This window comes from Streptomyces sparsus, assembly GCF_054776295.1.
Window position 1 is genome coordinate 1 of sequence record NZ_BAAHCA010000080.1, and the last position, 11,092, is coordinate 11,092.

10 protein-coding genes and 1 pseudogene are annotated in these 11,092 nt (G+C 72.0%); 6 read left to right on the forward strand and 5 right to left on the reverse strand.

Annotated elements, in window-relative coordinates; genetic code table 11:
* Together ACYVE9_RS07290 and ACYVE9_RS07295 are read left to right on the forward strand one after the other, a co-directional pair.
* A pseudogene (locus tag ACYVE9_RS07290) lies at nt 1-941 on the forward strand (ComEC/Rec2 family competence protein); the annotation flags it as partial.
* A 109-nt stretch (nt 942-1,050) separates the two neighbouring features.
* Complete coding sequence (locus ACYVE9_RS07295) at nt 1,051-1,872, forward strand: hypothetical protein (RefSeq protein ID WP_461026917.1); 822 nt, start codon at nt 1,051-1,053, stop codon at nt 1,870-1,872.
* 86 nt (nt 1,873-1,958) lie between these two features.
* On the opposite strand, the gene holA is transcribed toward ACYVE9_RS07295, so the two are convergent.
* Entirely contained in the window at nt 1,959-2,951 is a 993-nt protein-coding gene (holA, locus tag ACYVE9_RS07300; protein WP_461026909.1) for a DNA polymerase III subunit delta, read from the reverse strand.
* A 115-nt stretch (nt 2,952-3,066) separates the two neighbouring features.
* On the opposite strand from holA, the gene ACYVE9_RS07305 reads away from it, so the two are divergent.
* The 3 genes from ACYVE9_RS07305 to ACYVE9_RS07315 all read left to right on the forward strand — a co-directional run bounded on the left by ACYVE9_RS07305 (nt 3,067) and on the right by ACYVE9_RS07315 (nt 4,382).
* Nucleotides 3,067-3,312, forward strand: a complete 246-nt coding sequence (locus tag ACYVE9_RS07305) for a hypothetical protein (protein WP_461026910.1) — start codon at nt 3,067-3,069, stop codon at nt 3,310-3,312.
* A gap of 200 nt (nt 3,313-3,512) precedes the next feature.
* Nucleotides 3,513-4,004 carry a pyridoxamine 5'-phosphate oxidase family protein gene (locus ACYVE9_RS07310; RefSeq protein WP_461026911.1) on the forward strand — a complete coding sequence of 164 codons (492 nt, stop codon included), beginning with the start codon at nt 3,513-3,515 and terminating at the stop codon, nt 4,002-4,004.
* A gap of 102 nt (nt 4,005-4,106) precedes the next feature.
* Nucleotides 4,107-4,382, forward strand: coding sequence for a putative quinol monooxygenase (locus ACYVE9_RS07315; RefSeq protein ID WP_461026912.1), 276 nt, complete (start codon nt 4,107-4,109; stop codon nt 4,380-4,382).
* Between the two features lie 127 nt (nt 4,383-4,509).
* Here the strand turns inward: ACYVE9_RS07315 and ACYVE9_RS07320 are convergent, their stop codons facing one another.
* From ACYVE9_RS07320 to lepA, 3 genes are all read right to left on the reverse strand, one after another.
* Nucleotides 4,510-6,402, reverse strand: coding sequence for an AMP-dependent synthetase/ligase (locus tag ACYVE9_RS07320; protein WP_461026913.1), 1,893 nt, complete (start codon nt 6,400-6,402; stop codon nt 4,510-4,512).
* A gap of 143 nt (nt 6,403-6,545) precedes the next feature.
* Nucleotides 6,546-6,872 (reverse strand): hypothetical protein, encoded by a 327-nt coding sequence (locus ACYVE9_RS07325; RefSeq protein ID WP_461026914.1) that lies wholly within the window; start codon nt 6,870-6,872, stop codon nt 6,546-6,548.
* 326 nt (nt 6,873-7,198) lie between these two features.
* On the reverse strand, nt 7,199-9,070 hold the full coding sequence (lepA, locus tag ACYVE9_RS07330) for a translation elongation factor 4 (RefSeq protein WP_461026915.1): 1,872 nt from the start codon (nt 9,068-9,070) through the stop codon (nt 7,199-7,201).
* Between the two features lie 183 nt (nt 9,071-9,253).
* Here lepA and rpsT point away from each other — a divergent pair, with 183 nt between their 5' ends.
* Nucleotides 9,254-9,520 (forward strand): 30S ribosomal protein S20, encoded by a 267-nt coding sequence (gene rpsT / locus ACYVE9_RS07335; protein ID WP_283992062.1) that lies wholly within the window; start codon nt 9,254-9,256, stop codon nt 9,518-9,520.
* Nucleotides 9,521-9,745: 225 nt separating this feature from the next.
* Here the strand turns inward: rpsT and hemW are convergent, their stop codons facing one another.
* Entirely contained in the window at nt 9,746-10,978 is a 1,233-nt protein-coding gene (hemW, locus tag ACYVE9_RS07340) for a radical SAM family heme chaperone HemW (RefSeq protein ID WP_461026916.1), read from the reverse strand.
* Nucleotides 10,979-11,092: the final 114 nt, after the last annotated feature.

The following is an 11,092-nucleotide window of genomic DNA, read 5'->3' on the forward strand; positions in this document are numbered from 1 at the left end:
GCACGGGCGCCGCGCTGCCCGGGGCCGAGATCACCTGGCCCGACGGCTGGTGGGGCGCGCTGCTGCTGGCAGCGCCCACCCTCGTATGCGCGCTGCTGGCCCGGCGAGTGCTCCAGCACCCCTGGCTGGTCGGCTGCTGCGCCCTGCTGCTCCTGGTGGCGGTGCTGCGCCCGGCCCCGCTCGGCCGGGTCATCACCGGCTGGCCTCCTCCCGGCTGGCGGGTCGTGGCCTGTGACGTGGGGCAGGGGGACGGTCTGGTGCTGGCTGCGGGTGCGGGCACGGCCCTCGTCATCGACGCCGGCCCCGACCCGGTGCTGATCGACGGCTGCCTGCGGCGGCTCGGGGTCCGCCGGGTGCCCATGGTGATCGTCAGCCACTTCCACGCCGACCATGTGGCGGGCCTGCCCGGGGTGTTGAAGGGGCGGGCGGTGGGCGCCATCCAGACGTCTCCCGTGCGGGAGACGCCGGGGCAGGCCGCGTTCGTGGACCGGGTGGCACGGGAGGCGGGCGTCCCGGTGGTCACGGCGCGGGCCGGGGAGCGGCGCCGCATCGGCCGAGGGCTGAGCTGGGAGGTGGTCTGGCCACCGGACACCGTCGCCGGTTTCGGCTCGAACGACTCGAGCGTCACCCTGCTGCTGCAGACCGGCGGGCTCACCGTCTTCCTGCCCGGAGACCTCGAACCGCCCGCCCAACAGCAGCTTCTGGCACAGCGTCCCGACCTGCCGCGCGTGGACGTGCTGAAGGTCGCTCACCACGGTTCGGCCTACCAGCACCCGGCGCTGCTGGAACGGCTCAGGCCGCGACTGGCCCTGATCTCCACCGGCGCCGGCAACTCCTACGGCCACCCGGCGCCGTCCACGGTCCGGGCCCTGCGTTCCGGCGGCACCGCCGTGCTCCGTACCGACACCGACGGGGACGTCGCGGTCACCGGTGTGGCGGGGCGGGCCCACGGAGTCCGGGCCGGGCGGCGCCGAGCAATCCGGCGGCGGTTGCTGCCACCTGCCCCCGAACGAGTGGGTAGGACGAACCGTCCGGCGGTATCTTCCCTGTATGTCCATACCGGGGGATCCACCGCACAATCCGTACGCCCAGCCGTCGCCGCCCAATCCCTACGCGCAGCCCGCGGGGAACTACGCGATGCCGCCGCCCGGCCATGGCGTGCCGCCCGGTCCGCCCGCAGGGCCGCCGCGCACCGGGCTGCCCGGCTGGGCCTGGGGGCTCAGCGGCGTCCTGCTGGCCTCGGCGGTGTGGGCCGCCGCCGTCATCGCCTCCGGAGGGCTGAAGAGCGAGCCGGAGGCGGACCTGGCCGGATACCACTACCACCAGGACCTGTGCGGGGCTCTGGACACGTCCGCCCTGCGCGGGCACTACGCCGAGGACTCCAGCCGCGGGCCGACCGGATACCACGCACGGCACGAGGCGCTGGACTCCAGCCAGTGCAGCGTTCGGCTCAAGGCGCCGAACGCCCGCAGCTACGACACGACGTACGTCAGCTTCCAGGCGGCCTGGCACAAGAAGACCGACCCGGCAGGCGAGTTCGCCGCGCGGATGGAGGCGTACAAGAGCCGGTCGAGCGACACGTCGGAGTACGGCGTGGAGGCGGTTGACGGGCTGGGAGAGGAGGCCTACCTGGTCACGGACCGCGCCAAGCGCGACGACCGGCTGCGCTGGGCGATGCTGGCGGTGCGGGACGGCTGGGTCGAAACCACGATGGAGTGGAGCGAGATCACTTCCCGCAGCTCCGCCGACCGGATGACCAAGGACCGGCTCCAGGAGATGCTCACGACCGACACGCGCGCGACGCTGGAAGCGCTGAAGAAGCCCGGCGGCGAGGGCGGGAACACGCCCAGCCGCGGCGAGGGCGACATCTGACGTCGCCACGACGGAGAGCCCTCACGGCGGGCCGCGGCGCACCGTCGTGTGCTGCGGTCGGGCTGCTCCGGCGGACGGCGAGGGAGTCAGCGTGAGCGGGCGGCCCCGGCGATGGTGACGACGGCCTTCTCCAGTGCGTAGGCCGGGTCGTAGCCGCCGCCCTTGACCGCCGCGTCGGCGTCGGCCACGGCCTGCAACGCCGTGGCCACTCCGTCCGCCGACCAGCCGCGCATCTGCTGCCGCACCCGGTCGATCTTCCACGGTGGCATGCCCAGTTCCCGCGCCAGGTCTCCCGGTCGCATCCCGCCGGGGGCGGAGGCCAGTTTGCCGATGGCACGCACACCCTGGGCGAGCGCGCTCGTGACGAGGACCGGGGCGACGCCCGTGGCCAGCGCCCACCGCAGGGTCTCCAGCGCCTCAGCCGCTCGGCCCTCCACGGCCCGGTCGGCCACCGCGAAGCTGGACGCCTCCGCGCGGCCCGTGTAGTAGCGGGCGACGACGGCTTCGTCGATGGTGCCCTCGATGTCCGAGGTCAGTTGGGCGCAGGCCGAGGCGAGTTCACGCAGGTCACCGCCGATCGCGTCCACCAGGGACTGGGTGGCCTCCGGGGTCGCGGAGCGACCGGCGGCGCGGAACTCGCCGCGCACGAACGCCAGTCGGTCGGCGGGCTTGGTCAGCTTCGCGCAGGCCACCTCACGGGCACCGGCCTTGCGTGCCGCGTCGAGCAGCCCCTTGCCCTTGGCGCCACCCGCGTGGGCGAGCACCAGGGTGATCTCCTCCGCGGGCGAGGCGAAGTAGGCCTTGACGTCCTTCACCGTGTCGGCCGGCAGGTCCTGCGACTGGCGGACGATCACCACCTTGCGTTCCGCGAACAGCGAGGGGCTGGTCAGCTCGGCGAGCGTGCCGGGTTGCAGTTCACCGGGGGCGAGGTCGCGCACGTCGGTGTCGGGGTCGGCGGTGCGTGCCGCGTCCGTCACTTCGCGTACGGCACGGTCGATGAGCAGGTCCTCCTGGCCGACCGCGACGGTGAGCGGTGCCAGCGGATCGTCCGAGCGGGACTTCTTGGCTTTCGGGGGCATCGCCGCCCAGCATGCCACGACGCTCGGACAGCTCCGCAGCGCTACCCGTCCGTGCGCTGCCCGCGCGGCCCCGGGCCGCTTCGGAGCCGGGGCCTGGTTCCGGCAGAATGGCCGGGTGAGCGACGCACGTCATGTACTGGTACTGCCCGACCGGGACGCCGCCGAGCAGGTGGCCGAGGAACTGACCGACACCTTCGCGCTGCCGCAGGAGCCGCAGCTCGTCCGCGACGCGCTCGCCGGTGAGGACGACGCCGAGGACGCCCAGTGGCTGGTGGTCGTCGAGGACGGTGACGGTCGCCTCGACGCGCAACGGCTCGAGGCGTTGGTCGCCGAGCACGAAGGCTGGTTGGAACAACCGTAGGCCCCGCCTGAGAACGCGCCGCGCCCAGCCCTCGGGACGAGGCGGCGGAACCGTGACCGCAGGACGAGGCGGCGGAACCGGGACCGCCGGACGGGACCGCAGCCGTCGGACCGCAGCCGTCGGGCGGAGGCGTCCTCGGTCACCGGCCCTGCGTCCGTTGCCCGATGTGCCCCGGGGACCGGGCCCGCTAGCGTGCCGGTATGGCAGAGACAGGGACGGCCCCGCCGCGCACCGCGCGGCAGCGGGAGGCCGATGTGCGGCAGCGGTGGGAGTCGGACCTGGACGTGTGGGTGGCCACGTCCTCACCGGACGGGCGGCCCTGCATGGTGCCGCTGTCGTTCGTCCACGTCGACGGCGTCCTGCTGATGAGCACCCGGAGGACGACGCCGACGGCCCGGAACCTGCGAGACGGCGGCCGGGCCGTGCTGGGCACCGGCCACACCCGGGACGTCGTCCACATCGAGGCGGACGTGGAACCGGTCGGGCCGGAGGGGCCCACGGAGGCCGAGGGCCGTGCGTTCGCGGCCAAGACCGGCTGGGATCCGCGCGGCCGGGAGGACTACGTCTTCCTGCGTTTCCGTCCGGTGACGCTGCGGGCCTGGCGGGAGGAGCACGAACTGCCGGGCCGGGTGCTGATGCGCGACGGGCGGTGGCGCACTGGAACGGGATCGGGAGCGGACGGCGACCGATGACTTTCCGGCCGCCGGGGCGTCTGTTCCCGGGAGGGCCGCCCCCGCTGCTGTGCAGCGGCTCCGGGCGGTACGCCGAGGAACGGGAGGGCGAACGTGATCATCGTGTCCGGCAGGCTCCGGGTGGACCCGGGCGAGCGGTCCGCGTACCTGACCGGTTGCCGCCGCGTCGTCGAGCAGGCAAGGGAGACGCCCGGGTGCCTGGACTTCGTGCTGGCGGCCGACCCGATCGAGCCGGGGCGCATCAACGTGTACGAGCAGTGGGAGTCGGACGACGCGCTCGCCCGGTTCCGCGGCGGCGGCCCGGAACCCGAGCGGAGTGCGGCGCTGCTCGACGCACAGGTGTGGAAGCACCGGGTATCGGCCGTCGAACCTCCGTGACGTGACGTGACGTCCCGCGCGCGTGCCCGGGGGCGTGCCCGGCAGCGCCGCGGGGGCGGACCCGGCGGTGTCGCACCGGGCCCGCCCCCGCGGTGGGACGGCGTTCAGGGTCCTGCTCCGGGGGCCGTCACTGCTCCCGGGCGCCGGTATACATCTCCTCCAGCAGGTGCCCGAACTCGCGCTCCACGACGGGCCGCTTGAGCTTGAGGCTCGGGGTCAGCTCGCCGTGCTCCACGTCCAGGTCGCGCGGCAGCACGCGGAACTGCTTGATCGTCTGCCAGCGCTGCAGGCCCTGGTTGAGACGTTCGACGTAACCGCCGATCAGCTCGTGCACCTCGGGTGAGGTGACCACGTCGGCGTAGCTCTTGCCCGCCAGGCCGTGTTCGGCGGCCCAGCCCATGATGGCGGCCTCGTCCAGGGCGATGAGCGCGGTGCAGAAGTTCCGGTCGGCGCCGTGCACCAGGATGCTGGACACGTACGGGCACACCGCCTTGAACTGGCCCTCGACCTCCGCCGGGGCGACGTACTTGCCGCCGGAGGTCTTGAAGATGTCCTTCTTGCGGTCGGTGATCCGCAGGTAGCCGTCGTCCGACAGCTCCCCGATGTCACCTGTGTGCAGCCAGCCGTCGGACTCCAGCACCTCGGCTGTCTTCTCCGGCAGGCCGTGGTAGCCCTGCATGATGCCGGGGCCGCGGAGCAGCACCTCGCCGTCGTCGGCGATGCGCACCTCGCACCCGGGCAGCGGCTTGCCGACCGTGCCGGTGCGGTAAGCCTCACCGGGGTTGACGAAGCTCGCCGCGCTGGACTCGGTGAGCCCGTAGCCCTCCAGGATGTGGATGCCGGCGCCGGCGAAGAAGTAGCCGATGTCCGGGGCGAGCGCCGCCGAGCCGGAGACGCACGCCCGCAGCCGACCGCCGAAGGCGTCGCGCAGCTTGTTGTAGACCAGCTTGTCGGCGATGGCGTGCTTGGCCTTGAGCCCGGCCGGTGCCGACGCGGTGCCGGTCCGGCGGAAGTTCTCCTGCGTGACCCGGGCGTATTCGCGGGACACGCCCGCCGCCCACCGGAAGATCTTGTACTTGGCGCCGCCCCCGGCCCGGGCCTTGGCGGCGACGCCGTTGTAGACCTTCTCGAAGATGCGCGGCACCGCGGCCATGTAGGTGGGCTGCACGACCGGCAGGTTCTCGATGATCTTGTCGATGCGTCCGTCCACCGCGGTCACGTGGCCGACCTCGATCTGGCCCGCGGTGAGGACCTTGCCGAAGACGTGGGCCAGCGGCAGCCACAGGTACTGCACGTCGTCGCTGTGCACCAGATCGGTCGAGGCGATGGCCTTGGCCATGTACGACCAGCAGTCGTGCGGCAGCCGCACGCCCTTGGGCTTGCCGGTGGTGCCCGAGGTGTAGATCAACGTCGCCAGCTGGTCCTTGCGCAGCCCGGCGACGGTGTTCTTGACGGCCTCCGGGTGCTTCTCCAGGTAGGCCCTGCCGCGCTGCATCAGCTCGTCGAGCGTCAGTACCCAGCCGTCGGGGTCGTCCGGGTGGCTCCGGCCCTCACCGTCGGCATCGATCAGCACGACGTGCCGGAGCTGGGGGAGCTCGGCGCGGCGTTCGCGCGCCTTGGCCAGCTGGGTGGTGTCCTCGGCGATCAGCACCCGGCTGTCGGAGTCGGCCAGGATGTAGGCCGTCTCCTCCGCGTTGGTGCTGGGGTAGACGGTGGTGGTGGCCGCGCCCGCACAGAGAATGCCGAGGTCGGCCAGGATCCAGTCGACCCGGGTGTTGGAGGCGACCGCCACGCGCTGCTCCGACTCCACCCCCAGGTCGATCAGTCCGGCGGCGATGGCGAAAACGCGTTCGGCGGCCTCGGCCCAGCTGTAGGATTTCCATTCGTCCGGACCGGTTCCGCCTGCTGCCGGCACGGGGTACCGATACGCCTCACCCTCCGGGGTGGCTTCGATCCGCTCCAGGAAGAGCGTCGCCACCGAGGGCGGGCGGTTATCGATCTGGGACTGTGTGTCGCTCACGACATCCTCCGGGGCCCGCTGCGTTGCTGGGGGGTGACTCACGAGTAACTCTCGAGCGGTGATCAGAGTAAAGGCCACAGCCCCGGGATGTAAGGGGCCGTGAGCCCGTCATTTTCCCTTGCACACGGTCACCGCACGGGCGCTCACCCGAGTGGCAGACCGCCCAGCATCGGCGTACCGCCGGCCGCCCGCGCCTGGTCCGCGAACGGGTTGACGGTTCCCGCGGAGCCGCAGGCCTCCTGCAGTACACCGCCCGCCCCCGCCTCGTACGAGGGCTGGTTCTCGCCCAGGTCGAGGTGCGTCTGGTCGGTCGGGGCCTCCACTGATCCCAGTGTCCCGCAGACCGGGCCGTCGTGCGCCAGTGCGTCTTCCAGGACGGGCGTGCCGTCGCCGGCCGCGGCCGGAGAGGCTCCGACGCCCACCGCCAGCAGGGAGCCGGCGACCATCGCTGCGGCCTTCGTGTACCTCACTGCACGCATCCCTCTCTCTCGTTCCGTCGTGCTCTCGCTGCGTCAACGTGACGTCACGTGACGGTGACGTCGTGTCGTGCTGACGTCGCGCTGTAATGAACGTTCAGCGGGTTAACGGGCTGCGGCCGTCCGGGGAAACGCGGCAGCCGGCGATTTCCACCGACCGGGCCGCTGCGGGTTGACGCACCCGACCGGGCTGCCGTTGCGGACGCGCCCGCCTGGTGCGCCGGCGCGCGGAGGGCGCCCGGGCGGGACGGCCGCCCACACAGAAGACGCCCGGGCCGGACGCGATGTCCGACCCGGGCGCCCACGGCGTGACTTCCGGCCTACTTCTTGCTCTTCGTGTCGGTGTTGTCGTCGCTGGACAGCGCGGCGATGAAGGCCTCCTGCGGGACCTCGACGCGGCCCACCACCTTCATGCGCTTCTTGCCCTCCTTCTGCTTCTCCAGCAGCTTGCGCTTGCGGGAGATGTCGCCGCCGTAGCACTTGGCGAGCACGTCCTTGCGGATGGCCCGCACCGTCTCACGTGCGATGACGCGGGCGCCGACGGCGGCCTGGATGGGCACCTCGAACTGCTGCCGGGGAATGAGCTCGCGCAGCTTGCCGGCCATCCGCACGCCGTAGGCGTACGCCTTGTCCTTGTGCACGATGGCGGAGAAGGCGTCCACCTTGTCGCCGTGCAGCAGGATGTCCACCTTGACCAGGTCGCTGCACTGCTCGCCGGTGGGCTCGTAGTCGAGGGAGGCGTAACCGCGGGTCTTGGACTTCAACGCGTCGAAGAAGTCGAAGATGATCTCGGCCATCGGCAGGGTGTAGCGCAGCTCGACCCGGTCCTCGGACAGGTAGTCCATGCCCTGAAGGGTGCCGCGCCGCGCCTGGCACAGCTCCATGATGGCGCCGACGAACTCGCTCGGGGCGAGCAGCGTCGAGCGGACCATCGGCTCGTGCACCTCGGCGATCTTGCCGGTGGGGAACTCGCTGGGGTTGGTGACGATGTGCTCCCCGCCGTCCTCCATGACCACCCGGTAGACGACGTTCGGTGCGGTCGCGATCAGGTCGAGGCCGAACTCGCGCTCCAGCCGCTCCCGGACCACCTCCAGGTGCAGCAGGCCCAGGAAGCCCACCCGGAACCCGAAGCCGAGCGCCACCGACGTCTCCGGCTCGTAGACCAGCGCCGCGTCGTTGAGCTGGAGCTTGTCCAGCGCGTCGCGCAGCTCCGGATAGTCCGAGCCGTCCAGCGGGTAGAGCCCGGAGAACACCATCGGCTTGGGGTCCTTGTAGCCGGCCAGCGCGTCGGTGGCGCCGTGGTGCAGGTGCGTGATGGTGTCGCCGACCTTGGACTGGCGGACGTCCTTCACGCCGGTGATCAGGTAGCCGACCTCACCGACGGAGAGACCGTCGGCCGCGGTCATCTCCGGGGAGTTGGTGCCGATCTCCAGCAGTTCGTGCGTGGCGCCGGTGGACATCATCCGGATGCGCTCGCGCTTGCCGAGCTTGCCGTCGACGACCTTCACGTAGGTGACGACGCCGCGGTAGGAGTCGTAGACCGAGTCGAAGATCATCGCGCGGGCCGGGGCGTCCCTGTCCCCCACCGGCGGCGGCACGAGCTTGACGACCTCGTCCAGCAGGGCGCCGACGCCCTCGCCGGTCTTGGCGGAGACCCTCAGCACCTCCTCCGGCTCACAGCCGATGAGGTGCGCCAGTTCGGCGGCGAACTTCTCCGGCTGAGCGGCCGGCAGGTCGATCTTGTTGAGGACGGGAATGATCGTGAGGTCGTTCTCCATCGCCAGGTACAGGTTGGCGAGAGTCTGCGCCTCGATGCCCTGGGCCGCGTCCACCAGCAGGATGCAGCCCTCGCAGGCCGCCAGTGAACGGGAGACCTCGTAGGTGAAGTCCACGTGGCCCGGGGTGTCGATCATGTTCAGGATGTGCGGGGTGCCGGAGTCCTCGCCCTCGGTGGGCGACCACGGCATACGCACCGCCTGGGACTTGATCGTGATACCGCGCTCACGCTCGATGTCCATGCGGTCGAGGTACTGGGCACGCATCTGTCGCTGCTCCACGACTCCCGTGAGCTGGAGCATCCGGTCGGCGAGGGTCGACTTGCCGTGGTCGATGTGCGCGATGATGCAGAAGTTGCGAATCAGCGCCGGGTCGGTACGACTCGGCAGCGGCACGTTCGAGGGGGTCGCGGGCACGCGGGGTCCTGTCGGGGTCATGGCTGCGGATCGATGGGTCCCCTCCATGCTCCCATGGCGGGCGGTCCGCTCCCGATTGGGAGGGTCGCAGGCCTGCTGGTACCCTGAGCGACTGTGCCTGACCCGCCTTCTCAACGGCGGCTCGGCACGGAACACCATCTCCGAACCTGAAAAGGCTCCTTCGTGGCGAACATCAAGTCCCAGCTCAAGCGGATCAAGACCAACGAGAAGGCCCGCCAGCGCAACAAGGCGGTCAAGTCCGAGCTCAAGACCGCGGTCCGCCGGGTCCGCGAGGCCGTTGCCGCCGGTGATGCCGAGAAGGCCACCGTCGCCGCCGGCGTCGCGTCCCGCAAGCTCGACAAGGCCGTCAGCAAGGGCGTGCTGCACAAGAACAACGCCGCCAACAAGAAGTCGGCGCTGGCCAAGTCGGTCACCGCTCTGCAGAAGTGATCCGCGGGGGCGTTCGCGTCCCCCGCAACCGGTAGGGCAGGCGGCTCCCTCTCATCAGCCGCTCCGACCGGACGAGTCGACCTTCGCGCTGCACGCGGCCTGCGTTCGCCACGCGGGTGCGGCGCACACAGCAGGACACACCGAGAGCCCCCTCTCCTTTCCCCGGGAGAGGGGGCTCTCGGCGTTCCCCGCTCGGCGTTCCCTGGGTGTTCCGCGCCGGACCGCTCAGTCCACCAGGTCCCGGACCACGGCGTCGGCCAGCAGGCGACCGCGCAGGGTGAGCGCGGCACGTCCGTCCGCGTAGGCATCCTCACGCAGCAGGCCGTCGGCGACCGCCCGCCGGGCGGCCTTCGTGCCCGCCGGGGCGAGCAGTTCCAGCGGGCACCCCTCGACCAGCCGGAGTTCGAGCATGATCCGCTCGACGCGACGGTCCTCCGCGCTCAGCACCTCGCGCCCGGCGCCCGGCGACCGGCCCTCGCCGAGTGCCTGGGCGTAGGCGCCGGGGTGCTTGGCGTTCCACCAGCGCACGCCGCCCACGTGGCTGTGCGCGCCGGGGCCCGCGCCCCACCAGTCGGCGCCGGTCCAGTACAGCTCGTTGTGGCGGCACCGCGCGGCCCGCGAGGTGGCCCAGTTCGACACCTCGTACCAGTGGAAGCCGGCCGCCGAGAGGGCCTGCTCGGTCATCAGGTAGCGGTCGGCGTGCACGTCGTCGTCGGTCATGGGCACTTCGCCGCGGCGGATGCGCCGGGCCAGCCCGGTGCCCTCCTCGACGATCAGCGCGTACGCCGAGACGTGGTCGGGGCCGGCACCCACCGCCGCGTCCAGGGTCGCGCGCCAGTCGTCGTCGCTCTCGCCGGGGGTGCCGTAGATCAGGTCGAGGTTGACGTGCTCGAAGCCCGCCGACCGGGCCTCCGCGACGCAGGCCTCCGGGCGGCCGGGGGTGTGGGTGCGGTCCAGCACGCGCAGCACGTGCTGCCGGGCGCTCTGCATGCCGAACGACACCCGGTTGAAGCCCGCGGACCGCAGTTCGTCGAGATAGCGGGGGTCCACCGACTCCGGATTGGCCTCGGTGGTGATCTCCGCGTCGTCGGCGAGCGGGAACTGCTCCCGGAGGGCGGCGAGCATCCGGCCCAGGTCGGCGGCGGGCAGCAGCGTCGGAGTGCCGCCGCCGACGAACACCGTCTCCACCGGGCGCGGGTCGTCGCCCATGACCGTTCGGGCATGGCGGATCTCGGCGGCGACGGTCTCGGCGTAGTTGTCCCGGGAGGCGAGAGCCCCGCCGGAGCCGCGCAGCTCGGAGGCGGTGTAGGTGTTGAAGTCGCAGTAGCCGCAGCGGGTCGCGCAGTACGGCACGTGCAGGTAGAAGCCCAGCGGGCGGGCGGCGGCCCCGGCGAGGGCGGAGGCGGGCAGTGCCCCGTCCCGGGGCATCGGTTCGCCGTCGGGCGGTGCGGAAGGCATGCTGCCCATTGTCCGCCATCGGTCCGGGACCGCCGTCCACCCGTACCGTGACGGACGCCACCCGCGGCGACGGCGTGAGGCGGCACCCGGAGTGCGCGGGGCCGACGGCCGCAC